The organism is Hyphomicrobium sp. ghe19 (genome assembly GCF_902712875.1).
GTDB lineage: Bacteria > Pseudomonadota > Alphaproteobacteria > Rhizobiales > Hyphomicrobiaceae > Hyphomicrobium_B.
The window spans coordinates 3971410-3997565 of record NZ_LR743509.1 but is presented as its reverse complement, the minus strand read 5'-3'; the positions used below and the strand labels follow the sequence as shown (position 1 = coordinate 3997565).

Annotated in this window: 26 protein-coding genes; 14 read left to right on the top strand and 12 right to left on the bottom strand. The window is 60.6% G+C overall.

Annotated elements, in window-relative coordinates; translation table 11 throughout:
* Positions 1-19 precede the first annotated feature (19 nt).
* A complete protein-coding gene (gene rpe / locus AACL53_RS19050; RefSeq protein WP_339086134.1) occupies positions 20-694 on the top strand; it encodes a ribulose-phosphate 3-epimerase in 675 nt (224 codons plus the stop codon).
* Positions 695-738: 44 nt separating this feature from the next.
* Entirely contained in the window at positions 739-3207 is a 2469-nt protein-coding gene (gene hrpB / locus AACL53_RS19045) for an ATP-dependent helicase HrpB (protein WP_339086133.1), read from the top strand.
* Positions 3208-3302: 95 nt separating this feature from the next.
* Here hrpB and glnT read toward each other — a convergent pair whose 3' ends face one another.
* The 9 genes from glnT to AACL53_RS19000 all read right to left on the bottom strand — a co-directional run bounded on the left by glnT (position 3303) and on the right by AACL53_RS19000 (position 13647).
* On the bottom strand, positions 3303-4610 hold the full coding sequence (gene glnT / locus AACL53_RS19040; RefSeq protein WP_339086132.1) for a type III glutamate--ammonia ligase: 1308 nt from the start codon (positions 4608-4610) through the stop codon (positions 3303-3305).
* 84 nt (positions 4611-4694) lie between these two features.
* Positions 4695-6032: an FMN-binding glutamate synthase family protein gene (locus tag AACL53_RS19035; RefSeq protein ID WP_339086131.1), complete on the bottom strand. Its 1338-nt coding sequence runs from the start codon at positions 6030-6032 to the stop codon at positions 4695-4697.
* Entirely contained in the window at positions 6032-6718 is a 687-nt protein-coding gene (locus AACL53_RS19030) for a GXGXG domain-containing protein (protein WP_339086130.1), read from the bottom strand. The genes AACL53_RS19035 and AACL53_RS19030 overlap by 1 nt, the downstream gene beginning before the upstream one ends.
* A gap of 23 nt (positions 6719-6741) precedes the next feature.
* Entirely contained in the window at positions 6742-7638 is an 897-nt protein-coding gene (locus AACL53_RS19025) for a glutamine amidotransferase family protein (protein ID WP_339086129.1), read from the bottom strand.
* Between the two features lie 119 nt (positions 7639-7757).
* A complete protein-coding gene (locus tag AACL53_RS19020) occupies positions 7758-8411 on the bottom strand; it encodes an XRE family transcriptional regulator (RefSeq protein ID WP_339086128.1) in 654 nt (217 codons plus the stop codon).
* A gap of 157 nt (positions 8412-8568) precedes the next feature.
* Complete coding sequence (locus AACL53_RS19015) at positions 8569-9102, bottom strand: sarcosine oxidase subunit gamma (RefSeq protein ID WP_339086127.1); 534 nt, start codon at positions 9100-9102, stop codon at positions 8569-8571.
* Positions 9095-12082 carry a sarcosine oxidase subunit alpha family protein gene (locus tag AACL53_RS19010; RefSeq protein ID WP_339086126.1) on the bottom strand — a complete coding sequence of 996 codons (2988 nt, stop codon included), beginning with the start codon at positions 12080-12082 and terminating at the stop codon, positions 9095-9097. The genes AACL53_RS19015 and AACL53_RS19010 overlap by 8 nt, the downstream gene beginning before the upstream one ends.
* Positions 12079-12372, bottom strand: a complete 294-nt coding sequence (locus AACL53_RS19005) for a sarcosine oxidase subunit delta (protein WP_339086124.1) — start codon at positions 12370-12372, stop codon at positions 12079-12081. Before AACL53_RS19005 ends, AACL53_RS19010 begins: the two co-directional genes overlap by 4 nt.
* A 12-nt stretch (positions 12373-12384) precedes the next feature.
* On the bottom strand, positions 12385-13647 hold the full coding sequence (locus AACL53_RS19000) for a sarcosine oxidase subunit beta family protein (RefSeq protein WP_339086979.1): 1263 nt from the start codon (positions 13645-13647) through the stop codon (positions 12385-12387).
* Between the two features lie 117 nt (positions 13648-13764).
* Between AACL53_RS19000 and AACL53_RS18995 the strand changes: the two genes are divergently transcribed.
* From AACL53_RS18995 to AACL53_RS18985, 3 genes are all read left to right on the top strand, one after another.
* Positions 13765-14733, top strand: a complete 969-nt coding sequence (locus AACL53_RS18995) for a LysR family transcriptional regulator (RefSeq protein WP_339086123.1) — start codon at positions 13765-13767, stop codon at positions 14731-14733.
* A 207-nt stretch (positions 14734-14940) separates the two neighbouring features.
* Positions 14941-16173: a CBS domain-containing protein gene (locus AACL53_RS18990; RefSeq protein WP_339086122.1), complete on the top strand. Its 1233-nt coding sequence runs from the start codon at positions 14941-14943 to the stop codon at positions 16171-16173.
* Positions 16174-16235: 62 nt separating this feature from the next.
* The gene (locus tag AACL53_RS18985) at positions 16236-16979 is read left to right on the top strand and encodes a lysozyme (protein ID WP_339086121.1); all 744 of its coding nucleotides are present in this window, start codon (positions 16236-16238) and stop codon (positions 16977-16979) included.
* 11 nt (positions 16980-16990) lie between these two features.
* Here the strand turns inward: AACL53_RS18985 and AACL53_RS18980 are convergent, their stop codons facing one another.
* The 3 genes from AACL53_RS18980 to flgF are packed head-to-tail and all read right to left on the bottom strand — an operon-like array spanning position 16991 to position 19736.
* Positions 16991-17569 carry a hypothetical protein gene (locus AACL53_RS18980; RefSeq protein ID WP_339086120.1) on the bottom strand — a complete coding sequence of 193 codons (579 nt, stop codon included), beginning with the start codon at positions 17567-17569 and terminating at the stop codon, positions 16991-16993.
* A gap of 54 nt (positions 17570-17623) precedes the next feature.
* Positions 17624-18991: a FliI/YscN family ATPase gene (locus AACL53_RS18975; protein WP_339086118.1), complete on the bottom strand. Its 1368-nt coding sequence runs from the start codon at positions 18989-18991 to the stop codon at positions 17624-17626.
* Positions 18992-19013: 22 nt separating this feature from the next.
* Positions 19014-19736 carry a flagellar basal-body rod protein FlgF gene (gene flgF, locus AACL53_RS18970; RefSeq protein ID WP_339086117.1) on the bottom strand — a complete coding sequence of 241 codons (723 nt, stop codon included), beginning with the start codon at positions 19734-19736 and terminating at the stop codon, positions 19014-19016.
* Positions 19737-19893: 157 nt separating this feature from the next.
* Between flgF and motA the strand changes: the two genes are divergently transcribed.
* From motA to AACL53_RS18925, 9 genes are all read left to right on the top strand, one after another.
* On the top strand, positions 19894-20781 hold the full coding sequence (motA, locus tag AACL53_RS18965; RefSeq protein WP_339086116.1) for a flagellar motor stator protein MotA: 888 nt from the start codon (positions 19894-19896) through the stop codon (positions 20779-20781).
* A 72-nt stretch (positions 20782-20853) separates the two neighbouring features.
* The gene (locus AACL53_RS18960; RefSeq protein WP_339086115.1) at positions 20854-21831 is read left to right on the top strand and encodes a FliM/FliN family flagellar motor switch protein; all 978 of its coding nucleotides are present in this window, start codon (positions 20854-20856) and stop codon (positions 21829-21831) included.
* Between the two features lie 80 nt (positions 21832-21911).
* The gene (gene fliN, locus AACL53_RS18955) at positions 21912-22352 is read left to right on the top strand and encodes a flagellar motor switch protein FliN (protein WP_339086114.1); all 441 of its coding nucleotides are present in this window, start codon (positions 21912-21914) and stop codon (positions 22350-22352) included.
* Positions 22353-22360: 8 nt separating this feature from the next.
* Positions 22361-23374, top strand: coding sequence for a FliG C-terminal domain-containing protein (locus AACL53_RS18950; RefSeq protein ID WP_339086113.1), 1014 nt, complete (start codon positions 22361-22363; stop codon positions 23372-23374).
* 24 nt (positions 23375-23398) lie between these two features.
* Positions 23399-24484, top strand: coding sequence for a flagellar biosynthesis protein FlhB (locus AACL53_RS18945; protein ID WP_339086112.1), 1086 nt, complete (start codon positions 23399-23401; stop codon positions 24482-24484).
* A 15-nt stretch (positions 24485-24499) separates the two neighbouring features.
* The gene (locus AACL53_RS18940) at positions 24500-24919 is read left to right on the top strand and encodes a hypothetical protein (RefSeq protein ID WP_339086111.1); all 420 of its coding nucleotides are present in this window, start codon (positions 24500-24502) and stop codon (positions 24917-24919) included.
* A gap of 108 nt (positions 24920-25027) precedes the next feature.
* On the top strand, positions 25028-25405 hold the full coding sequence (locus tag AACL53_RS18935; RefSeq protein WP_339086110.1) for a flagellar basal body protein: 378 nt from the start codon (positions 25028-25030) through the stop codon (positions 25403-25405).
* Positions 25406-25408: 3 nt separating this feature from the next.
* A complete protein-coding gene (flgC, locus tag AACL53_RS18930; RefSeq protein ID WP_339086109.1) occupies positions 25409-25831 on the top strand; it encodes a flagellar basal body rod protein FlgC in 423 nt (140 codons plus the stop codon).
* A complete protein-coding gene (locus tag AACL53_RS18925) occupies positions 25828-26154 on the top strand; it encodes a flagellar hook-basal body complex protein FliE (protein WP_339086107.1) in 327 nt (108 codons plus the stop codon). The genes flgC and AACL53_RS18925 overlap by 4 nt, the downstream gene beginning before the upstream one ends.
* The last annotated feature ends 2 nt before the right edge of the window (positions 26155-26156 follow it).

Sequence of the window (26156 nt, the reverse complement as noted above, 5' to 3'; positions counted from 1 at the left end):
AACCCTCGAAAGGTCTTCCGTGTCTCGTCCTCTCTTGATCGCCCCGTCTATTCTCTCGGCCGACTTCAGCAAGCTCGGCGACGAAATTCGCGCCGTCGATGCTGCGGGCGCCGATTGGATTCATTGCGACGTGATGGATGGACATTTCGTGCCGAACATTACGTATGGCGCGCCGGTCATAAAAGCCGTACGCGGCGCATCGAAGAAAATCTTCGACGTGCATCTGATGATTGCGCCGGCCGACCCCTATCTCGCCGACTTCGCAGCCGCCGGCGCGGATATCATCACCGTTCACGCTGAAGCAGGGCCGCATTTGGATCGTTCCCTGCAGGCTATACGAGCACTCGGCAAGAAGGCCGGCGTATCGCTAAATCCGGGCACGCCTGAAAACGTGATCGAATACGTTCTGGATCGTCTCGATCTGATCCTGGTGATGAGCGTCAATCCGGGCTTCGGCGGCCAATCGTTCATCCCCGCGGTCGTCGAAAAAATTCGCCGCATCAAGGCGATGGTCGGTGCACGCCCGATCGACATCGAGGTTGATGGCGGCGTAACACCCGAGACGGCGCGCCAAGTCGTCGAGGCTGGCGCGAACGTCCTGGTCGCGGGCTCGGCCGTCTTCAAAGGCGGCAGCGAAGCCAGTTATCGCGCGAACATCAACGCCATAAGGTCGGCGACCAGGCTCGAGGCCTAAGACGCCGCTTGAATTCGCAGGCCGCAAGCGTATTTCGGCGGGTCATGACCCAAACCCAATTTTCCGAACCGCTGCCGATTGATGACGTGCTTGCCGATATTCAGGCAGCCCTTCGGTCGCATGGTGCGGCCGTGCTCGTGGCGCCACCCGGCGCCGGCAAGACAACGCGTGTGCCGCTCGCCCTTCTCGATGAACCTTGGCGGGGCCGCGGCAAAATTCTCGTTCTCGAACCGCGCCGTATTGCGGCCCGGGCCGCAGCAGAGCGCATGGCCGCGAACATCGGCAGCCGCCTCGGCGATCAAATAGGGTTGCGTGCCAGGCTCAATTCCAAGACAGGTCCGCATGTCGCGGTCGAAGTCGTAACGGAAGGCGTGTTCACGCGCATGATCCTTGACGATCCCGAGCTTTCGGGCGTTGCCGCGGTCCTGTTCGATGAGTTTCACGAGCGCTCGCTCGACGCCGACCTCGGACTTGCCTTGGCGCTCGACGCACGTTCCGCACTTCGGCCCGATCTCAAAATCCTGGTGATGTCGGCGACGCTCGAAGCGGCGAACGTCGCGAAGCTGCTTGGCGACGCTCCGATCGTCAGGAGCGAAGGCCGGGCCTTTCCCGTCGAAACCCGCCACTTCGGCCGCCGCGCGCAGCGCATCGAGGACGACGTTGTCGATGCCGTGCAGCGTGCAATCGCGACGGACACGGGTTCCATCCTCGTATTCCTTCCCGGCCAAGGCGAGATCGCACGCGTCTCGGAGCGCTTGAGTGCGCGCGCATTACCGCCGGAGATAGACGTCGCACCGCTTTACGGCGGGCTCGACCCGGCAACGCAGGATCGCGCCATAGCGCCGGCGAGAAACGGCCGCCGGAAAGTCGTTCTCGCAACGTCGATCGCGGAAACGTCGATCACCATCGAAGGCGTCCGTGTGGTCGTCGATAGCGGCGTCGCGCGCGTACCGCGCTTCGAGCCCGATGTCGGGATAACACGGCTCGAGACCGTGCGCGTCTCGCGCGCGTCCGCCGATCAGCGGCGCGGGCGGGCGGGACGAACCGCACCCGGCGTTTGCTATCGCTTGTGGGAGGAGCCGGAGACGCAAGGTCTTGTACCGTTCGCCGAACCTGAGATCCGTTCCGCTGATCTTTCCGGCCTGATGCTCGATTGTGCGGAGTGGGGCGCGAGCGATCCGCGATCGCTGGCGTGGCTTGATCCGCCGGCCGAAGGCGCGCTTGCCGCCGCCCGTTCCGGCCTTCAGGCTGTCGATGCGCTCGGCCGGGACGGCCGCATCACGGAGGAAGGGAAACGGCTCCGGGCGCTTCCGCTGCCGCCCCGTTTGGCGCGCATGGTGCTCAAAGCCGGCGAGAGCGGCGATGCGCCGACGGCCGCAGATCTCGCGGCGATCCTCGTCGAGCGTGGTATCGGCGGTAACGACCTCGATCTTGCTGTTCGCCTCGAAAATCTCCGCCGCGACCGGTCGCAACGGGCCGAGAGCATGCGCGCCCTATCCCGGCAATGGGCGCGCGCCGCAAACAACAGCGTAGGCACATCAAAAGAACTCACCCCCGCCGCGCTTCTCGCCCTGGCCTATCCTGAACGCATCGCCAAGAACCGGGGAAAGCGCGGCAGCTTTCTGCTCGCGAACGGCAGGGCCGGGATTATTGACGACAGCCATCACTTGGCGTCCGCACCCTATCTTGTCGTCGCTGAACTGCAGGGGCGAGCGGCAGCGACCCGGATCATGCTCGCAGTCGCGACGGATGAAGCTGAGATCGAAGCATTCGCTGCCGATCGGATAGAAGCGAGTGACGAAGTCCTGTTCGATAAGGAAGCACGAGCCGTACGCGCGCGCCGCACCCGCCGCCTTGGCGCCATCGCGCTGAACAGCGAGGCGCGCTCGCTTCGCCCTGACGAGGACGTATCTGCCGCGCTTGCTCGAGGCGTAGCGGATCTCGGAGCGGCGGCTTTGCCGTGGACGAAAGCGCAGCTTCAGCTTCGCAGCCGCGTCGCGTTTTTACGTAAAGGCGACGATACGTGGCCGGATATGTCGGACGCGGCGCTGACCGCGACTGTCGAGGAATGGCTGAGCCCGTTTTTAGCGGGTAAGTCACGGGTCTCCGAGATCAACGCCGATATCTTGGAGAGCGCACTCAGCTCAGTGCTGCCCCGTCAGATGAGCTCGCGCCTCGATGCCGAAGCCCCCACGCATTTCGCAGCGCCGACCGGAAATAGCTTCGCGCTGGATTACGATGTAGCGGACGCGCCCGCGCTTCATATTCGCGTGCAGGAACTCTTCGGTTTGAAGAACCATCCTGCCATCGCGCGCGGCCGCTTGCCGCTAACGCTGCATTTACTATCGCCCGCGCATCGCCCCATTCAAATCACGCGCGATCTGCCGGGCTTCTGGGCGGGTTCCTGGAAAGCGGTGAGAGCCGACATGCGCGGCCAGTACCCCAAGCACGTCTGGCCTGAAGATCCCGCGAACGCGGCACCGACGGCGCGAGCCAAGCCCCGAGGAACTTAAGGGGAGCTTTTAACCCGAGCACGAGCAGGCAAGAAAAAACCCCGGCCAAAGCGGCGGCCGGGGGTAGTAGCTCGTGGAGGAACACGAACGTAGAACTAGCAATCCAGCGTGTGGTCCCGCTCCCACGTCGTGAAGTGAGACGCGAAAGCATTCCAATCACGCATCTTGAGCTTGACGTAAGCCGCCGAGAATTCGTCGCCGAGAGCGCTCTTGAGCGAGGCGTCGTTATCGAAGGCGCGGATCGCATCGAGCAAGTTGAGCGGCAGGAGAGGAGCATCCTTCACGGTATGCCCGTCCTGGTACATGTCGATATCGTACCGCTTGCCGGGGTGGGCTTTCGTGCGAATTCCGTCGAGACCCGCAGCGATGATGATGGCCTGCAGCAAATACGGATTAGCGGCGCCGTCCGGTAGACGTAACTCGAAGCGCCCCTTGCCCGGCACGCGAACCATGTGAGTCCGGTTGTTGCCGGTCCAGGTGACGGAGTTGGGCGCCCACGTCGCGCCCGACGTCGTGCGCGGTGCGTTGATCCGCTTATACGAGTTGACCGTCGGATTGGTGATCGCTGCGAGAGACGAGGCATGTTTCATGATGCCGCCGAGGAAGTTGTAGCCCTGCTGCGACAGGCCCATTTCATCGTGGCCGTCGTAGAACATGTTCGTCTTGCCGTCTTTGTCCCAGACGGAGATGTGAGCATGGCACCCGTTACCCGTCAGTCCGGGGAAGGGCTTCGGCATGAACGTTGCGCGCAAGCCGTGCTTTTCAGCAATCGAGCGCGTCATGAATTTGAAGAACGAATGCCTGTCCGCAGTGAGCAGGGCATCGTCGAAGTTCCAGTTCATTTCCCACTGGCCGTTCGCATCCTCGTGGTCGTTCTGGTACGGACCCCAGCCGAGTTCGGCCATGTAATCGCAAATTTCTGCGATGACATCGTAGCGGCGCATCAACGCTTGCTGATCATAACAGGGCTTTGCAGCGGTATCTTTGCTATCCGAGATCTCGGTTCCATCCGGAGAAATCAGGAAGAATTCAGCTTCAACGCCGGTTTTGACGTAAAGGCCGAGTTCGGCGGCTTCCGCCATGACCTTCTTCAGAACAACCCGCGGCGCCTGCGCAACATGCTTGTCTTCCATCACGCAGTCGGCGGCGACCCACGCGACGTCCTTCTTCCACGGCAGTTGAATGACCGACGCCGCGTCCGGCAAGCCGAAGAGATCGGGATGCGCCGGCGTCATGTCGAACCAAGTTGCAAAGCCGGCGAAGCCCGCGCCGTCTTTCTGCATGTCGGCGATCGCAGACGCCGGAACGAGCTTGGCGCGCTGTGACCCGAAGAGGTCTGTATAAGAGATCATGAAGTAGCGAATGCCGCGCTCTTTTGCGAGCTGGGCGAGATCTTGAGCCATGGGTCTTTCCTCGACGCTTAATTTGTTGAATTCTTGCGTTTTCTTATTTTTGTTTCCCGAGCGAAGTCCAAAAAAAGGGGCAGCTTATAAGCCGCCCGATCCGTTCACTCCAGGAATCCATGACGTTCCAGCCAGAGGTACGCGAGCCATAGCGGCCGCTTCGAGCGTCAACGCACAGAGGTCTTCAGGTTCCAGATTGTGAATGTTGTTGTGGCCTGCCGCGCGAGCGATGGTCTGCACCTCGAGCGTCATAACCTTCAGGTAATTGGCGAGACGGCGTCCGGCCCGCACAGGGTCGAGGCGCTTCGAGAGTTCGGGATCCTGGGTGGTGATACCAGCCGGATCGCGGCCTTCGTGCCAGTCGTCATAGCTGCCGGCTTTGGTGCCGAGCTTCGCGTATTCTGCGTCGAGCGCCGGGTCGTTGTCGCCCAGAGCGACGAGCGCCGCCATGCCGATCGCGACGGCGTCAGCGCCAAGCGCCAGCGCCTTGGCGACGTCGGCACCGTTACGAATGCCGCCCGACACGATGAGCTGAACCTTGCGGTGCATACCCAGATCCTGCAAAGCCTGAACGGCCGGCCGGATGCACGCGAGCGTCGGCAGGCCGACGTGCTCGATGAACACTTCCTGCGTGGCAGCGGTGCCGCCCTGCATGCCGTCCAATACGATGACGTCGGCGCCTGCTTTGACAGCAAGAGCAACATCGTAATAGGGACGCGTGCCACCGACCTTCACGTAGATTGGCTTTTGCCAGTCGGTGATTTCACGGATTTCGAGGATCTTGATTTCAAGATCGTCCGGACCCGTCCAATCGGGATGGCGACAAGCCGATCGCTGGTCGATGCCCTTCGGCAGGTTGCGCATCTCGGCAACGCGATCCGAAATCTTCTGACCGAGCAGCATGCCGCCGCCGCCTGGCTTGGCGCCCTGACCGACGACGACTTCGATCGCATCCGCTTTACGCAGATCGTCAGGATTCATACCGTAGCGTGATGGCAAGTACTGATAGACGAGCGTTTGCGACTGGCCGCGCTCTTCGGGCGTCATGCCGCCGTCTCCGGTCGTCGTGGACGTGCCGGCGATCGACGCGCCGCGGCCGAGCGCTTCCTTCGCGTTCGCCGACAATGCGCCGAAGCTCATGCCTGCAATCGTGATCGGAATTTTGAGCTCGATCGGCTTCTTGGCAAACCGCGTGCCGAGCGTAACGGTAGTGCTGCACCGCTCGCGGTAGCCTTCGAGCGGATAGCGCGATACCGATGCGCCGAGGAACAGAAGATCGTCGAAGTGTGGGACACGGCGCTTGGCGCCGCCTCCGCGGATGTCGTAGATGCCAGTCGATGCCGCGCGCCGGATTTCCGACAGCGTGTAATCATCGAATGTGGCCGAGGGACGGGGTGTGGTAAGCGGGATTTTCGGCGACATCAGTAAGCATCCGCATTGTCGATGTTGAAGGTATAGAGCTTGCGTGCAGAGCCATATCTCCGGAATTCCGAAGCTTTGGCGTCCTTGATCCCGGCATTCTTGAGGAGGTTCGTAAGTGCCTCTTGATGCTCGGGCCGCATCTCTTTCTCGATGCAGTCTGCGCCAAGGCTTTTCACCTTGCCGCGAACGAACAGCTTCGCTTCGTAGATCGAATCTCCGAGAGCGTCGCCGGCATCGCCGAGAACGACCAGGTGACCGGACTGCGCCATAAAGGCGGACATGTGACCGATATTGCCCTTAACGACGATATCGATACCCTTCATCGAAATGCCGCAGCGCGACGATGCGTTGCCTTCGATGACTAGGAGACCACCCCGGCCCGTGGCGCCGGCGTATTGGCTCGCATCGCCTTTAATGACGACGCGACCCGACATCATGTTTTCGGCAACCCCCGGACCAGCTGAGCCGTGTACGGTGACAGTCGCCTTCTTGTTCATCCCCGCGCAGTAATATCCGACGCTTCCGCGGACATCGACGTTGATGGGAGCGTCGACACCAACAGCGATGGCATGTCCGCCGCGTGGGTTCAGAACTTCCCACTGTGCTTCGTTGGAGCCATCGGTCTGCCGGTGCAGCGCTTCATTAAGTTCGCGCAACGGGCTCTGTGCCAGATCAAACGTACGCATAAGTTCCCCAATAAGCTGCTGCATCAGCGTTGCCAGAAGTAGACGGTTGACGGTTCCGGTTCCCAGACCTTCGCCTTATCAATTCCAGGCAAGCCTGCGAGTGCGCGATATTCTGAACCGAATGCAACGTAGTCGTCGGTTTCCGCCATGACTGCTGGTTTGCAGGCGATTGGATCGCGTACGACGCCGAACCCCGATTTCGTGCCGACGACAAAGTTGAAGAAGCCGTCGAGATCGTCGAGGCTCTTCTCGAGGGCCTCACCGAGATCCAGTCCCTGCTTCATGCGCCACGTGAGATAGGAAGCGGCGACTTCGGTGTCGTTCTCTGTATTGAACTTCATGCCGTCGCGAATGAGTTCGCGGCGCAGGCTGTTGTGGTTCGAGAGAGAGCCGTTGTGCACGAGGCACTCGTCGGCGCCCGTCGAGAAGGGATGCGCACCGAGCGTCGTCACAGCCGACTCGGTGGCCATCCGCGTGTGGCCGATCGCATGCGTGCCCGACATATGAGCGAGATCGAAGCGCTTGGCGACCTCTGTCGGGTAGCCGACTTCCTTATAGATTTCGATATTCTCGCCGGTCGCCATGATGCGGATCGACGGGAAGTCCGAGCTCAGCAGTGCGCGGACGGCATCAAGCTTATCCGAGGGAACGCTGAGAACAGCGTGCGTGTCCTTCGTGGTGAGCTTCGCGTCCAACTTCTTGTCCTTCGCGAGAGCTGCATTGAGCTTCGCGAAGTCTTCAGCAGCAGTCGCGGACTGCAGCGTGATTTTCGATCGACCTTCAGTACCGGAGCCGTAGACGGCGAACCCGGCCGAGTCCGGCCCTCGCTCGCACATCGTCGACAGCATGCCAGAAAGTAGCTGGCCGAGCTGTGGCTCCATTTTTGGGTTCTTTAGAAATAGTCCGACGATGCCACACATGATTGCCTCCAGACCGGGCCACGAAGGAACGGATCTGGACCATAATGACGCGCCATTAAGTTGTCAACTCAGAAGAAAGAAGTTTTCTTCAAAAGAAATGTGGGGCCGGACGGGGTTCGTCAGGGGCGCGGATAAATGATGATGGAAAGGTATGACATCGGGGTTGTCACCAAGCGCGCCGGACCATGCGGAGCAGCGCTATCGAAAAGGATCGCATCGCCAGGGCGCAGATGATAGCTGCGGTCAGCGTGCGCGTATTCCACTTCCCCCGTCAGCATAAAGATGAATTCGACGCCTTCATGCTGGAAACCCGTATAGGCAACTGCATCATCCGTCAGCGTGATCAGATAGGGCTCGATGACGACGGGGCCATCGAGCGAGTGGCCGAGAAGCTGATACTGATGTCCGACCTTCGTCCCGCGCCGGCGTATCACCACGCCCTCGCCGGCTTTCACGTAAGAACAATCGCGCCGCTGTTCGAACGAGGCAAACAGCACTGTCAGCGGGATATTCAATGCGGAAGCGAGCATCTGCAACGTACTGAGTGACGGAGAAATCTGACCGTTCTCGATCTTCGACAACATGCCGGGAGATATCTGCGACGCAGTAGCGAGCTCAGCGACCGTCAATCCGGCATGCTTGCGATGGTGTCGAACCTGATGACCGATGGCCTGCTCGAGGGTGTGCTCGGCCGCGCCTGGTGCATTCGATCCCGTCGCAAGAGGTTCCGGCTCGAGCAGCGCAATAGGACTTTTACGTGTTTTGTCTGACATGAACGGCCTTCCGCCGAATACGGCGGTTCAATCATTATAGGAAAAAAATAAATTCGCACGTCGGGAGTGATTATTCCACTACCCAAACTGAAATTGTCTATTGCCTGAAGGACGCAGGGCCCGAAAAAGGCCCCGCTATTGAACGATGGCTATCGTATTAGGCCACCGATTTGCGGAGCCAATCGGCAAAATCCCTCGAATACGTGCGGGCACAGGCGAAATCGTACGCTGTACCATCCGGAAGCCGCCAGACGATTACACCAAGATGTGAGACGTGCGTGATTGCGACGTCTCCCGGCCAGAAGCTGTTGTCGTGAAAATCAATTCCCATGCTTCTTAAAAGCGTTTCGGACGGGCGCGATGCGGCTATTCGGAAAATCGTACGGCTATCAGTAACGTCGACAAGCGAAGCCAATCCATTGAATGCCTTTGCAAGTTCGGCGTAGTGGTCAAGACCGGTTCCGTCTTTCTGAACGATGAGCCATTGATCTGGGCCCGTCCAGACGATCAGCGCGCCTTTGGCTTCGACCGCTTTCGGCGACGATGGGAGAGAAACTCCGAAGACCGCGCGAGCGACGTCGTCCAATGAAGCGCGAGCGCCTCGCCGGGCGGCGACATGAGTGACCGTGAGGCCTGTCCGCTCGGAAGCTTCGAGGCTCGGATTTTTGACGTTGTTGGCTAGCTCAGACACGCAGGCGCGCTCCTTCACCATCATAAAACACTGGCGAGACCACTTCGACGAGGATGTCGCTGTTCCGAACCGGATCGACGGCCCTCAAAATCTCGCCCATTCGCGATTCGGCGCCCGCCAGGAACCCAAGGCCAACCCAGTGGCCGAGCGAGGGCGAGAACGCGACCGACGTCATGAAGCCGAGATCGTTCCGGGCGGCAGGCTCGGCGTCTCTGGCGATGAAATGCGCCCCGCCTCTCAGTCGCGCCGATTTGTCGACAGGCTTGAAGCCGACGACGCGCGGCCGGTTAGGATCGGCGAGACCCGGCCGTTGCGAAAGAATGCGGCCGACAAAGTCCTTCTTCGTCGATGCCATTTTGCCGAGGCCGAGGTCGGCACAGGTCGTTGTTCCATTGAGCTCGGGACCTGCGACGTGCCCCTTCTCAATGCGCATAACGCCCAGTGCTTCGGTTCCGTACGGCGTGATGCCGAATTCTTCGCCCTTCGACATCAGGGTCCGCATCAAGAGGTCGCCATGCCGCGCCGGAACGGCGATTTCGTATGCCATCTCGCCCGAGAACGAGAGGCGATAGAGTCTCGCCTTGATGCCACCGAGCACCTTGAGTTCGGCCACCGCCATGTACGGGAATGCTGCGTTTGAAATATCGAACGGAGCATCGACGATTTTCGCGAGAAGATCGCGAGAGCGCGGCCCAGCGACGGAATACTGCGCCCACTGATCGCTCACCGGGACGATCTGCACATCGAGTTCGGGCCATACCCATTGGCGGCAGAACTCGAGATGCTGAAGAACCTTGACCGCGTTCGCGGTGGTGGTGGTGATGAAGTAGTGGTCGTCCGCGAAGCGAGCGGCGGTTCCGTCGTCCATCGCGATACCGTCTTCGCGCAGCATCATGCCATAGCGTGCTTTTCCGACGCCAAGCGTGCTCATCATGTTGATGTAGACGCGATCGAGGAACTTGCCGGCATCGGTGCCGTGGATCTCGATCTTACCGAGCGTCGAGACATCGCAGACGCCAACGGAGTTTCTGACCGTTGTCACTTCGCGGCAGACGGTTGTGAGCCAATCGGTTTCGCCGGGCTTCGGAAAATACTGAGCCCTGAGCCATAGGCCCGTCTCGATGAAGACAGCGCCTCTCTCTTTGGCCCAATCATGCGACGGCGTGAGGCGCGTCGGCTTGAAATGCTTGTCGCGATGTTCGCCGGCAAGGGCTCCGAGCGCTACCGGTGTGTATGGCGGACGTGCCGCCGTTACGCCGGTCGCTGGAATGGTCTTGCCCGTCAGCGCCGCCAGCATGGCAAGGCCGTTGACGTTTGAAGTCTTGCCCTGATCGGTCGCCATGCCGAGCGTCGTGTAGCGCTTCAAATGCTCGACGGATTGGAAACCCTCGCGTTCCGCCAAGCGAACGTCGGCCGCCGTAACGTCGTTCTGCTGATCGACGAACGCCTTATGCTTCGAACTCTCGACATGCCAGAAAGCAGAGACGCCGGTTGGTTCGTCATCGGCCGAGGGGATGGCCGCAGCCGTTGCTACAAATCCACCTGCGGCGGCAGCTGCCGCACCGGCCTGCGCACCTTCCTTAAGGCAGGAAGCCAAACCATAGGTGCCCTTTGCAGAGCCTGAAACGGCCATTCCCTTCGGCAATGCGCCGGGCACGAAAGCTGCCAAGTCATCCCGCCACTGCGGACGGCTGCCTTGATGCGTCGTGACTTGAAGATTGGGATTGAAACCGCCGGATACGGCAATGAGATCGCACGCGACGGTTTGCGGGGCACCATACGATCCGATGATGCGCGCACCCGAGACGCGAGAACCTCCGAGCGCATCGGCGACGACGGCACCCTCGAAAATGCGAATTCCGTGCTTGCGTGCCAACGATTTGATTGCGGGCGGCAGCGCAGCACGCGTGTCGACGAGACCCGCGACCGTAACGCCGGCGCTCACAAGATCTTGGATCGTGCTCGCGGCTTCGTCGTTGTTCGAGAACACGACCGCCGTTTCGCCGGGAGCCACGCCAAACCGGTTGATGTAGGTGCGTACTGCGCTCGCGAGCATGACGCCGGGACGATCGTTATTGCCGAATACGATCGGACGTTCCCCCGCGCCCTGAGCGATAACGGTATGCTTCGCGACGATGCGCCAAAGGCGTTGCCGCGGCACACCCGCTGCAGGGATGGCAACATGATCGGCGACGCGTTCCACGGCTCCGAAAGTCCCCGTGTCATAGGCGCCGAAGACAGTCGTTCGCGACAGCAATCGGACGCCGGGGAAAGACTTCAATTCCGCGATGACTGACGTGACCCAGTCTGCGCCGCTTTTGCCGTCGACAGTTCGGGCGTCGCTGAGCAGTCTTCCGCCGAAAGCAAAGCTTTCGTCAGCCAGGATGACCCGTGCGCCTGCTCGCGCGGCCGAAAGGGCCGCCATCAATCCGGCGGGCCCCGATCCCACGACGAGCACGTCGCAGAACGCGGTGGCCTTATCGTAGCTGTCTGGATCAGCTTCTTGCGCAGCCCGGCCAAGGCCGGCCGCGCGCCGGATCATCGGCTCGTAGAGCTTCTCCCAGAAGGCGGCTGGCCACATGAATGTCTTGTAGTAGAAGCCGGCCGAGAGAAACGGCGACACAAGTCCGTTGATGGCGAGAAGATCGAGCGATAGCGACGGAAAGCGGTTCTGGCTCTTCGCTTCGAGACCGCCGAAAAGTTCGGCGGTGGTCGCTTTGGTGTTGGGCTCGCGGCGCGCTCCGGAACGAAGCTCGACGAGCGCATTCGGCTCTTCCGATCCGGCGGTGAGGATGCCTCGCGGCCGGTGATACTTGAACGAGCGGCCGACCAGGCGAACGCCGTTCGCGAGCAGCGCCGAAGCCAGCGTATCACCCGCGTATCCCGTGTAGGGAACGCCGTCGAAAGTAAAATCGAGAAGCTGCGAACGGTCGATCAGCCCGCGATTGTTGAGTCGTGAAGTTTGAGCCGATTGTGTCATTGCGCCGTGCCCGCAACTTTCTGCCGCGCGAGGGCGACCTCTTGAGCGGATTTGACTTCGAAAATTTCATGAGTGCGCGTGTCGCGTGTGACGACGAGCCAGGCGTGGCATCCCGCGGCGTGATACCAGAGTTCCTGCATCAGGCCGGCGACGTTGGACCGCTCGTAGCCGTACGCGTAAAACGCGTCTTGGGCATTCGGTGACGCGGGATCGGGGCGCACGACCGCATCTCCAAGATAGGAGAATTCGTCGAGGCTACGTTCGCCGCAATGGGGGCAATGGATGCGCATGTTGGCTCGCCTTCAGTGCAGGTTGGGCTGATTGCCCATGCCCTTCTCATCGATCATGTGACCAGTGCGGAAGCGATCGAGGCGATAAGCTCGCGCTACCTCGTGCGGTTCATCGCGGGCAATAAGGTGCGCAAAGCACAAGCCCGAAGCAGGCGTTGCTTTGAAGCCGCCGTAACACCAGCCGCCGTTAAAATAGAGACCATCGGTCGGCGTCCGGTCGATGATCGGCGAGCCGTCCATGCTCATGTCCATGATGCCGCCCCAGGAGCGCAGCAGGCGCACCCGGCCGATACGCGGCATCAGCGCCATCCCGCCTTCGAGGACATCCTCGACGACGGGAAGGTTACCCCGCTGCGCGTAAGTATTGTAGCCGTCGATGTCGCCACCGAAGACAAGGCCGCCCTTGTCCGATTGGCTGACGTAGAAGTGTCCGGCGCCGAACGTCACGACGCCGTCGATTAAGGGCTTGATGCCTTCCGACACGAAGGCTTGCAAAACATGACTTTCGATCGGCAGCGTCAAACCGGCCATCGCGGCGACGCGCGAGGAATTGCCGGCGACGGCCAGTCCGACCTTTTTCGCGCCGATGAAACCGCGCGTCGTCTCGACCCCGGTGATTTTGCCGTTGTCTCTGCGGAAGCCGGTAACTTCGGCGTTCTCGATGATATCGACGCCGAGCCGGTCGGCGGCTCGGGCATAACCCCAAGCCACAGCATCGTGGCGCACCGTTCCGCCGCGGCGCTGCAGGAGGCCGCCCTGGATCGGGAAGCGGGCGCTATCGTAGTTGAGCCACGGATACATGGAGCGGACCGCTTCGCGATCGAGCAGTTCGGAATCGATGCCATGAAGGCGCATCGCGTTACCACGCCGTGCATAGGCGTCGCGCTGGGCATCGGAATGATAAAGATTGAGGACACCGCGCTGCGAGACCATCGCATTGTAGTTCAGGTCCTGCTCCAGCCCCTCCCAGAGCTTCATGCTCGTCTCGTAGAAGGGGATGTTGCCCGGCAGGAGATAATTGGAGCGAACGATCGTCGTGTTGCGGCCGACGTTGCCGGAACCGATCCAGCCCTTTTCGACAACCGCGACGTTCGTCAGCCCGTATCTCTTTGCGAGGTAATAGGCCGTCGCGAGGCCGTGCCCGCCACCGCCGACGATGACGACGTCGTAGCTGGGCTTGGGAGACGCCTTGCGCCAGGTGGGACCCCACCCGGTTTGCCCGCGAAGTCCCTCAAGAAAAACCGATAAGATGGAATAGCGATCCGAGCGCGGCATGAGGTGCTCTGCTTTTTCACGCGCGCCAGAGAGTCCAGCCCGCCGTGTATCAACGATCATGCTTATATATCGGCCCGTAATTGACGATAATATAAGAAATACTTATACTGCGCGGCCATGACCATACGCCCCGCCCGGCTCCCGTTCGATCTTCACGTCCTCGAAGCGTTCCTCGGTGTTTGCGAGGCGGGCTCTATGGCGCTTGCCGCCAAGAGCCTCGCGATGACGCAGCCCGCGATCTCGCAAGCCATCGCCGATCTCGAGCAGCGGCTCGGCGTGAAGCTGTTCGACCGCAGTGTCCGGCCACTCGCTCTGACCCCCGCCGGCGAATTGATGCGGCAGCGCGCGTCCGCTCTCGTCTCCGAAGCCCGGCAAATTGCCACGGCAATCCGGCACACCTCCCGCGGCCGCCTCGCGCTGATCCGCGCCGGATTGGTTGACAGCCTGTCGCGCGCGTTAACCGGGCCGCTGGCGTCGTTTCTCGTCACTCACGCCGATCACGTGTCTGTGCAATCCGGACTGACGTCTGCGCACGCCGGCGCGCTGCTGACGCGAAACCTCGACCTATTCATCGGCGTCGACGATATGAGCGACGTCGAAGGGTTCGACCGCCATGAGATCGTTACCGAGCCCTATATACTCGTGCTGCCGCTGAAGCAAAAAAGCCCGCGCTCTGTAGCGGACCTCGAGACGTGTGCGGAGAAACTTCCGTTTATTCGCTACAGCGCCCGTTCGAAGACCGGCATCGATATCGAACGCCACCTCCGCCGTCTCAATATCGACTTCCCCCAAGGTCTTGAATTCGATACGCCGTTTGGCGTGAGCGACATGGTCGCGCGAGGCAAAGGTTTCGCGATAACGACGCCGATATGCCTTGCCGAAGCCGGCCTCGATAGCAGCGACGTTCGGACCGTTCCGTTGCCTGGTCCAAAACTTAAGCGAACCTTAACGTTAGTGAGCCGAAGGCAAGAACTCGGAACGCTTCCCCGCGACCTGACGAAGGCCTGTAAGTCGTCACTCGAAGCATCGACCCTTGCTCCGCTCCGAAGCGCGATGCCGTGGCTGGACGAAGAGCTCCGGGCTTAGCGGGTTAAGCTAACCGAGAGCCCTCTGAGCAACCTGCGAGGCACCGCGCCCGCTGCTGCACTGCAATGCCGGCAGATCAATAATTCCGCGGTGCAATTGGGCCGAGTTAATGGCGGATCTCCCTGACTTTACGTCGCGTTGGCGTGGTTCAAAACCAGGAGTACCTTCGCCCAATACTTGAAATCCAAATTGGATAATGACTGACAGATGACGCTGCAGTCTATCATCATTCGAGCAGATGGTGCTCTTGCCGAAACGGAAGACGTTCGCCGGCGGGCGTTCGCACAGACGTTTTCCGAGGCAGGCTTTGATTGGTCATGCGATCGTGAGGGATTTGCGCTTACCGCCAAACTTGGCAGCGGCGAAGCGCGAATGGCGCACTACGTGCGCTCCATCCTTCGAGGTAAGCCCGAGACGGAGGATTTTTCGCTCCTCATTCAGGCCATGCATCGCCGCGCTTCGAAAATCTTCGGCGAGATGCTTTCCACGATGGCGGTCGAACCCCGTCCCGGCATTCGCGACTTGATCATCGCTGGACGCAGTGACGGCCTGCGCCTCATCCTTGTTTCGCTTCTCGACCCCAAAGATACCGAGCGCCTGCTCACCACGCTTCTCGGCGATCGTGGACGAACGCTGTTCGATGCGGTCGTCTCCGGCGATAAGGCCGGAAAGGGCGAGTGTGAGAGGCTTTACACCGAAGCGCGCACGACATTGGGCGTCGATCCCAAGCACACCCTGGTCATCGAAGGTGGACGCCGCGGCGCGCTGGCTGCGAAGGCCGCGGGATATGCTGTCATCACGACGAGAAGCGCATTCTGTCGGGAAAGTCCGGCCTTCAGCGAGGATGCAGTCTTTGTGGACGATCTCACGAGCCTCTTGGCGGCGCGCGATCGAAATCCGCACGATCCGCTGACGGCGGAGGACCGGGAAGATCTTTTAGCGGCTTTATACCGTCTGCACGCAAGCAAATGCGAAGGGCTGACGGGACTTGATTGGAGCGATCAGATGAAGGTCTCGGACATTCTGAAGACCAAGGGGTCTGCGGTTAAAACCATCGAGGCAACCGCCACGATGCGCGCCTTGGCGCATAGCTTCAGAAAAGAATCCGTTGGCGCGATGCTTGTTCTCGACAACAAGGGCGGTCTCGAAGGGATCATTTCCGAAAGAGATTTGGCGCGCGGCATCGACGAGTTCGGCATGGACTTGCCCCAGATGCGCGTTGCCAACCTGATGACCCGCTCTGTCGTCACGTGTGCACCCGAAGACCGCGTGGCCGCCGTCGCCAACATCATGACCCAGCGGCGCATCCGCCATTTGCCCGTGGTCGTCGAAGGCAAGGTCGTTGGCCTCATCAGTATCGGTGACGTCCTGAAGCACCGTTTGGACGAGGTACAACTCGAAGCGAGCGTGCTGAGAGATGTCGCCCGGTCGCGGCGCTAGACCGTAGTCCCAGAACCCCCGACACCAGCTTGCCGCAAGGTCTCCATGCCAAAGCAACTGGTATGGTCGAGCCAAGCTATCTTGATGCAATAAAGCAGTTCGAAGGCTACACAGCCAAGGCCCGTTGGGATTACGCCCAGAACTCCAACGGCTATGGCACGCGTGCGCGCTTCGCGGGCGAAGTCATTGATAAGGCCGAGGCCGAGCGACGCTTCGCGGACGAGATAAAAAAGGCGACAGACTTCGTCGATAAGTTTGCGCCCGGTCTCGACGACGGCAGCAGAGCTGCATTGACCTCTCTGACGTACAACGCAGGCACTGCCTGGTCGAAAAGCGGGCTTGGCCAAGCCGTCGCGAGCGGCGATCTCGATACCGCGCGCTCGCTCTTCCTCCAATACAATAAGGCCGGCGGCAACGTCTTGGACGGTCTCGTGCAACGGCGGCTGCAGGAAGTTGCATGGTTCGGCCAGGGAGGGCCAACCGCGCAAGTCGCCAATGCAAGTCTTGCAGCGATGGCCGCGGCAGCAAGCGGCGCGGCGTCCGTGCAGAACTCGGTCTCCGACACACCGTCAGTGGCAACGGTTGTGGCAGCGCCACGGCCCGTGGTCCAGTCGACCGCGGCATCATCGATCGATTCCGGCCCCACGGCCTTCGCCAGTCTCACCAGCGACCAGGTGCTCCTGTCGCTGCTGTCGCAAATGTCGACTGCGGCAGCGAGACGTGAGGACGATGACGACACGAAGAAGTCGGAACGCCAGACCGATCAGAAAATCCAGGAAAATGCTGTTCGGGTAGGCACCGGCTGAGGTGAGGCCAGCTAGCCGAAGAATCTCATACCGATGGCAATCGCGACCATCACCGCGACGACAGCAATCGCCGCGTACCTAACCGTTGCCAGGCTTGGCTGAGGCGCGTCGCCGGACTTGGACCCGCGCTCGCCGCTCCTGCCATCCGCGGGAATGCTCCTCACCTTGCCCATCAAAAATCGCTGCATGAACGTCTGAAGATCGAGCGACGATACCGTTTGGGCGATCTGCGGGTAGTTTTGGCCGGGCGGCAATGCGGTTCCACTGGCCGGCAGATCCGCCCGGAAAACAGAATCGTCTTCGGCATAACGAGCGGCAATACGGTTCGACGTGGATGGCACGTCTTGCCCGCGCGCGGCGGCACGGTTTGCGTCAGGGGCGACCGAGGCGCCGAGCTGCTCGTCGAGCAGCGTCAGCAATACGGGCGCCATGGTTTTGTCATTGTGCGAGATCGGCGGAGCAATGGTCCGCGCCGCGTCGTCGCCCGCCTCCTGGGGTACGGGAGTTTGATTGCGGAGGAGTTGGCGATCGCCTCGCATCAGCGTGTCGGTCGCAATCAGACGGGCAATGGTGTCCGTATTCGTCGCCATGTTCGTTCCCCTCGGATTATCAGATCCTTTTCTCGACGCTTATGAGTAGATCTTCTAACGTGGCGGTGCGGAGTTCGGTCGCTGCCCGCCGGGCAACGTCTCGGAAAGATAGGCGAACACATCAGCGACGGGCTCTTCGTCGAGATTCTGCTTCATGGCCTCGTAAACGCGCGGAACGATTTCCATCGCGCGATCGAGCGTCGCGTCGGTTCCGGTCCTGTAGCCGCCGATGGCGCGAAGGTCGCGAGTGTCCTCGAAACGGGAAATGACCTCGATAAGTTGGGTCACGAACTGCGCTTGGTTTTTCGTTCTGATCTTTGGGGCCAAGCGCGATAGCGAAGCAAGCGGATCGACGGCCGGAAGCCGGCCTTGGCTCGCGATGCCGCGATCGAGAACGATATGGCCGTCGAGGATGCCTCTCGCGGCGTCGGCGATCGGATCGTTGTGATCGTCGCCGTCGACGAGAACAGACAGGATCGCGGTGATCGTGCCGGCGCCTTCTTCGCCGGGCCCGGCGCGTTCGAGGAGGCGCGGCAGGTTGCTGAAGACGCTCGGCGGATACCCGCGAGCGACGGGCGGCTCGTCAGCAGCGAGCGCGAGCTCGCGCATGGCGTGAGCGTAACGCGTCAGCGAATCGATAATGAGAAGAACATTTTTCCCGCGATCCCGGTAATATTCGGCGATGCACATCGCGGTGCTCGGCGCTAAGCGCCGCATCATCGGGCTCTCGTCGGACGTCGCGACGACCGACACGACCTGCGAGCGCGAAGCCGCGAGCGTATCGTCTAGAAAGTCCCTCACTTCTCGGCTTCGTTCGCCGACGAGCGCCAGGACCGTAACGTCGCTCGATGGCGCCCGGCTAAGCATCGCGAGCAACGTCGATTTGCCGACGCCGGAACCCGCGAAGATGCCAAGTCTCTGGCCCGCGCAGATGGGAGTGAAAAGATCGATCGCCTTGACCCCGGTCGTCAGTGGCGTGCCGAGCCTGTTCCGGCGGAGCGGCGAAGGCGGCGTGCCCTGGATCGTGAACGCCCGGTCGCCGATGATGAGAGGATCGCCGTCGTCGATTGGCTGCCCCAACGCATTGAGCGTTCTGCCGAGCCAGGATTCATGAGGCGAAAGCGTCATCTGGCCCGACAACGCCGTGACCCGCGCGCCAAGTTCGATCCTGTGATCGGCGATGAACGGCGTGACGTTGATCGCTTCGGCTTCGATCGTCGCGACCTCCGCGAGAACGGGGCCGCCGAGGCCCGCGATCGATACGGCATCGCCGATTGAAACGAACTTTGAAAGGCCGGACACAACCAGGAACGTCGTGCTGATCCGAACGACGCGTCCAGATACCCGGTGCGCCGGTGTCCGCGCAGCCGTCGCCATCAGCTCGTCCAACCGGTCAAACGGTGTGGCTGTTGCCGCGGTCAATAATCCGCCCTCCGGCTAGACATCACGAGCCTGCGAGAGTTTTCAGAGAATCGTCGAGCGAGTTTTCGGTGGCGCTCAGCATGTTGGTGACGGCCTGGAAATTCCGTTGAATGGTAATGAGGTGCGTCATTTCCAGGATCGGATTGACGTTCGATTTCTCGACGTATCCTTGCACGACGCCATTGTTGAGGAAGTCGATCTCGGGCGTTGGCGCAATGTCGGACACGACCGATGCGCCTTCGGCTCTCGTCAGAACAGCCCCGCGCGGCATCCGGTAAAGCCCGAGCGCGCCGAGATTGTTGCCCGATTGCTCGATTGTGCCTGCTTTGTTGATGGTCGGCGCCGGATCATTGGGATTGAGCTGCACCGGCGATCCGCCGGCGTCGAGAATTGGGTACCCTGCAAGCGTCGTCAGCACGCCTTCGCTCGTCATCTGCATGCGCCCGTCGCGCGTATAGGCAACTCCATTCGGCGTTTGGATAGCCAGGAATGAATCGCCCCTCACCGCGACATCGAGAGGGTTTCCGGTCTGCGTAACTTCGCCGGTCTTCATCGAAAGATGGTTCTTGCCTTTCGAAACGAAGCTGACCGGATCCTTACCCGCCGGGGTCAGGAGCTCCTCGAACGACATTTCTTCGCCGCGGAATCCCACCGTGTTGGTGTTCGCGACGTTGTTGGCGACCGTATCGAGGCGTCGTTGCAGCGCCATCTGCGCAGAGAGGGCGACGTAGATATTCGATGGCATGCGTTGCAATCCGTCTTCATGGATCTCGTCCTGTCGCCGAACCGTAACGACACGAACTTGTGGGTGGCTGACACCCCCGCGCTGGGACGAGCAAGTCCCGCGCAAGCCAAAGCGCCCTTTATGGGTTTTCGCCTAAATTGGCATTTGGGATGCACACGTGACCATTCTGTTCGGCCTGATTATCACCCTGGTCTGCATGCTTGGCGGCTTCACCGCCATGGGTGGGCACGTCTGGGTCATCTGGCAGCCCTGGGAATACGTCATCATTTGCGGCTCGGCCTTGGGCGCGTTTGTCGTCGCCAATCCGATGAAAACGATCAAGGACACGGGTAAAGCGACGGTAGAGGCTATCAAGAACGGTACGCCGACGAAGGCCGAGAACATCGAGCTTCTTGCGCTGCTCTTTTTCATGATGCGCGAGCTTCGCGATAAATCCCGCGCCGAAATGGAAATGATCATCGATGCGCCCCAGGACGCGGAAGTGTTCAAGCGGTCGCCGACCGTTACTGCGAACGAAGAGCTGACGACCTTCATCTGCGACTATTTCCGCCTCATCATCATGGGGAATGCCCGGACCCACGAGATTGAATCGTTGATGGACGAGGAAATCGAGACCGTGCGGCACGATAAGCTCAAGGCCTATCACGCGCTCACTGCCGTTAGTGATGGTCTGCCGGCTCTCGGCATCATCGCTGCGGTGCTTGGCGTCGTGAAAGCCATGGGCGCGATCGACCAGTCCCCGGAAATCCTGGGTCACCTCATCGCCTCCGCGCTCGTCGGAACGTTCGCAGGTATCTTCTTTTCCTACGCGGTCGTTGGTCCCATCGCGACGAAGGTGAAGATCCTTCGCGAAAAGAATTTGAGGTCTTACGTTATCGTCAAGCAATCGCTGCTGGCGTTCATGAACGGCGCCATGCCCCAGGTCGCTATCGAGCACGGTCGCAAAGCGATTTCGGCGTACGAACGGCCGACGATCAACGAGGTCGAAGCGGCGACGATGGGCGGCGGCCTGGATCGTCGTGCTCAAGAAAAGAAGGCAGCCTGATGCTTCGGCAAGCGCTTTGCGTCTTCTCCGGGCCATCTGCAAACGCGGCGATGACATCGCGAGGCAGCCAAAATGTCGAATAGCGCTCTGAGCGAAGCCACGGCCAAGAAGCGGATGGAAACGGAACGATCGCTCGAGCGGGCGCTTTCGACCGGTCAAAATAGTCCCGACCGTCTGCCGGGCCTGCAGATGATTTTTGGTCAGCTGCCGCGCGTGATGACCGAGGAAATCGGCAATCTTTCGCTTTTGCCGCTGAAAGTGCGCCTTCTCGATCTCTCGGCCTCGACCATTGGCGAGACCTGCGCACTGCCGCAGGGCGCGTTCGCCGGTGTGGTGCGAGCCGAAAGATGGAGAAGCTGGCTCTATTTTCTCGCCGATCCGGCCGCGACCACAATTTTCGTAGAGGCAGCGACGGGCTGTGAGGGTTTTCCTCCGGGCGGGCTGCCAGCGAGGACGCCAACTCGAACCGATGCGAACGTCGTCCGTGTTCTGTTCCGGCGCGTTGCGCGCGCCCTGACGAGCGCTTTCTCGATTCTCGTCGATGTCGGCTTCGACGTCGGGGCAGTCGTCGAGAAGATCGAGCTCGAACCCCAGCTGACGACTTCGTCGCCTGTCATCGCCGCGCGGCTGTCTTTGGATTACGGCGGCCACATCGGCGTCGTCACGATCGTCATCCCGCAAGCGGCGCTTGATCCCATCCGCCATGTGCTTGCGGGTGCAGCGCCGAGCGAGGCCTTGAACGTCGCGGCGCAGCGCTCTCGCGACGACCCCGCGTGGTCGAAGCAGCTTTCCGAGGAAATCGCCAGGTCCTTCATCGAGCTCAATGGCGTTCTCGAGGAACGCCCCATTTCCCTCGGTGAAGTTCAACGATTTGCCGTCGGCTCGGTCGTCGAGCTGCAGTTGTCGTCGATGTCGCGTGTTCGGCTCGATGCCGATGAAAGCCCTGTGTTCTGGTGCGAATTGGGTAAGCGCGACAACGCGCTGATACTGCGTGTCGACGATGAATTCGATCAGCAAAGGGAAGCCGTGGATGAATACTACGGGCTTTAGCGCGCCCCGCCACAAGGCTGCGGCATGTTTCGAATGTCAGAATTTGAGTCGGAATACCTTAGCACGAGGAAATGGCCGGAATGACGCCGAGTAATGCAGTAGAAGCGGAAGTCGCCCCGGAAGCGACGGAAGCCGGCTTCGATCAAGCGCTCGCGGGTATGGGCGATTTCAGCGAAGCAATGGCCGCGGGCCTGGCTGAAAGTCCCCACAACGCTCATGTCGATGCGCACGCCGATGCACACGCCGATGCGACGGACTTCGGCGGCAACAGCGCCTTGATCATGGGCCTGCCGGTGATGATGAAAGTCGTCCTCGGCTCGACCAAGATGCCCGTCGCGAGCTTGGCGAAGCTGACGAAGGGCTCGGTGGTCAAGCTCGATAAGATGGTCGGCGATCCCGTCGACATTCTCGTCAACGGCCGGTTGATAGCGCGCGGAGAGGTCGTCGTTCTGAACGAAGGAACCTCGCGCTTCGGTGTCGTGCTGACTCAGGTTGGCGCCTTACCCACCGCCGGGAAATAGTGACGTACATGCAGTCCATGCGCGACCCGCTGTCAGATTCCGGAAGAACACTGACGGGACCCGAGAAAGTCGGAGTGCTTCTGCTTGCGCTCGGCAAGCAACGCGCAAGCGGGCTCCTCAAAAAATTCAATCCCGAAGAACTGAACATTCTTGTTCGCTCCGCCGAGGTCATGCCGACGATTTCAGCGGCGGAGCTCGAAGAGATCGTCCAGGAATTTGAGAGCCAGTTCGGTCAAGGAACGCCGTTTCTCGGTCGCGCCGAAGATGTCAAGCGTCTGGTAACGGACGTCATTTCCGAGAATAAATCATCCGGCGACCCCAACGATCAGTTCATTGCGCGCCAGGACATTTGGAGTCAGCTCGCCGGACTTCCCGACGATGTTCTGCAGGCTCATTTCCATCAGCAGTCGCCGCAAGTTGCCGCGTATTATCTCGACCGCCTCGGAAGCGAGCGGGCGTCCGTGGTCCTGAAGGGCTTTCCTGTCGCTGAGCGCAACGATTTGCTGAACCGCATACTCGGCCTCGGTCAGGTAGCGCCGCAGATCGTCGAAGCTCTCGAAAGCGGATTGAACGAAGAGCTGTTCGACAGCGATCGGCGCTCTTCCGATAAGCATTTGTCCCTCGCAGGCATCCTGAACAATCTTGACCGCGAGGATTCGGCCCAGGCCCTGCAATACCTCGCCGGCATCAAGCCGAAGGACGCCGAAGCGATCCGCAAGATGCTCTTCAAGTTCGAGGACTTGTTGAGGCTGCCGGCACGTGCCCTGACGGTGCTGATGGATGGCATTCCCGTAGAGCGCACGGTTCTCGCGCTTCAAGGCGCCGACGCGGAATTGCAGAGCAAGGTTCTTTCCGCGCTGTCGCCGCGGGCCCGCCGCATGGCGGAAGCCGAATTGCAAAGCCCCGCCAACGTTCCCGCGCGCGACATTGCCGATGCGCGGCGAGCGATGGTCGATTCGGTTCTGCGGCTTTCGGCCGAAGGCGCAATCGATATCTCGAGCACGTCCATAGAAACCGCCTAGTCGGCAGGACGCTGGAGCTCGATCGTGGCCGAAGGGCAGGATAAAGACAGCCGCACAGAAGAAGCGACAGACAAGCGAATGTCTGACGCCCGCGGAGAGGGCAACATCCCGATCTCGCGGGAGGCAACCAATTTCGCGTATCTTCTCGCCGCGCTTCTGGTCATCGCAGTCCTAGGCCAGGTTTTTCTGACCCACTTCGCCGAGCTTCTGATGGGGCTGCTTGCGAACGTCGGCTCCATTCGACTGGAGAGTGCTGGCGACCTCGGCATGGTTTTCGATGTGGTGGGGAGAAGCGCCGCGCTTATGACGGCTCCCATCATACTCTGCTTTTCCGCGGCCGGCGTATTGGCGTCGGTGCTCCAAACGCCGCCTCTTCCAATCTTCAAGCGGGTGACGCCGGAGCTTTCCCGGTTATCTCTGGCCAAAGGCTGGAAGCGCATTTTCAGCGCGAACGGATCATTTGAGTTTCTCAAGCTCACGCTGAGATTGATCATCGTCGCTGCAACGTCCGGCGTGATCCTGATGCTGCTGTGGCACGAGTTTGCCAATTCGATCTGGAGCGATCCTGCAGAGATTCTCAGACTGTCGCAAAAGAGCGTCACCCTGTTGCTCACGTCGCTGGCGGTCCTTTCGTTTTGTCTTCTGATTTTCGATCTGCCGGTCACGCATGTGCTCTGGCGCCGCCAGCTCCGAATGGCGCCGCAGGAAGTCAAAGACGAACGAAAGCAGTCGGAAGGCGATCCGCTCATCAAGGCGCGGCGGCGTTCCATCGCCCGATCCCGCGCGCGCCAACGCATGCTTCACGCGGTGCCGCGTGCAACCTTGGTCATCGCCAACCCGACGCACTTTGCCGTGGCGCTCCGCTATGTCCGTTCCGAAGGCGGCGCGCCGCGTGTTGTCGCCAAGGGGCAGGATCTCGTAGCGCTCTCGATTCGCAGAATTGCCGAAGAAAATGACATCCCAGTCATAGAAGACAAGGCCCTCGCAAGGTCCCTCTATGCAAAAGTGAGCGTGGATCAAATGATCCCTGTCGAATTCTACAAGGCGGTCGCCGCGGTTCTCCTTCGCCTTCAGGCGCGGCGAAACCGGTCCGGTCCTGTACGTGCTTAAAGGGAAAAAGCGTTGATGATTCCATTTCGTATCGATCATTCGGAGGTTCGAGAAAAGATTCTCGGCGAGAGCATCCGTTGCGTCGCATCCGACTTGCGGTTGATCGATCTCCCCGACCTCGTCAGCTATTTGAAAACCGGTCAAATCGCGAGCATCGGCTCGCTTGTGCAGGCCTCGATCGAGCTGTCGTTCAAGCCGGAAACGTTGACCTTCGGCCACGCGGGCGACGTCTACCTGGAGTGGGGATCGCTGCCCCGCGTATTACTCGACATGGAATTTCATCATCAGTCGGTCCACGTTTATTTCAGGCTGATCCTCGAGGCCGAGGAAGCGGGCGTCGAAATCACCTACATCTCTTTCGAAGGCGAACCCGTCAGCCCGGGCCGAAACACGACGAGGTTGAACCAGGCTCTCGGAGAAGCGCGCCTCAATTGAGGACGTCTGAGGCGCCGCGCGAAGATGCGGCCGCAGAGCTGACTGTTCAGGCCGACGCAAGGGAGCGGGTGCACATAGGAAAGCAGGGCCACCTAAGGATCGCTTTTCATGCAGCCCATGCAACTTTTCAATCTGGCGTTTCGCCAAAATGAGTGGCTCGCACAGCGCCAGTCGGTGATTTCGTCGAACATCGCGAACGCTAATACGCCCGGTTACAAGGCGAAAGACGTCGAAAGTTTCGATGACGTGATGAGCAAATCCGTGCAGATGGCAGTGACCGACGGGCAGCACCTTGCCCCGGCCGACGGCGGGAATTTGCGCCAGCAGGAAGGCGGTTTCGGTGAGGCCGAGGTTCTCGTTTCCGGGAACGACGTCAATCTCGAACAGGAATTTCTCAAGTCCAACGAAGTCGTGCGCAGTTACACGATGAACACACAGATCATGCGGACGTTCGACGGGATGCTGCGATCCGTGACGAAAGGCTAATCCATGAGTGATCCGCTTATCGCCGCCAGCAAGGCGGCATCGAACGGCCTCTTCGCTCAGTCGACCCGTATGCGGGTCCTGTCGGAAAACATCGCCAACGCCGAAACGACCGGAAAGACCGCTGGGTCCGATCCTTATCAGCGCAAGACGATCAGTTTCCAATCCGTCACCGATGATATGGACGGCATCGATATGGTGCAGGTCGACAATGTCGACCGCGATAAAGCGCCGTTTCGCACTGAATACATGCCCGGGCATCCGGCCGCCGACGCAAAAGGCTTCGTCAAGCTCCCGAACGTCGACATGCTCGTCGAGCTGGCCGACATGCGTGAGGCGACGCGCTCGTATACCGCCAACACCCAAGTCATCAAGCAGGTCCGCGAGCTTGTCTCGATGACCCTCGATCTATTGAGGCCGAACTCATGAGCCTGAGCATCGCAATGCTATCGCCCAATATCGACCGGATCGGAGGCGCCGCGGCGTCGAAGGGCATCGGTGGGGCGCCGAACGTTTCATCGGGAGCCGCGCCGCAAAGCGATTTCGCACAAACTTTGGCGAGCATGGCAGCCGACGCCATCGGAACGGTGAAGACAGGCGAAACAACCGCCATCGCCGGTATGCAAGGCAAGGCACCGCTGCAGCAGGTCGTTCAAGCCGTCATGCAGGCCGATCAGGCGCTTCGCACCGTTGTCGCCGTCCGCGACAAGGTCGTCGGCGCCTACCAAGAAATCAGTCGTATGCAAATTTGAGG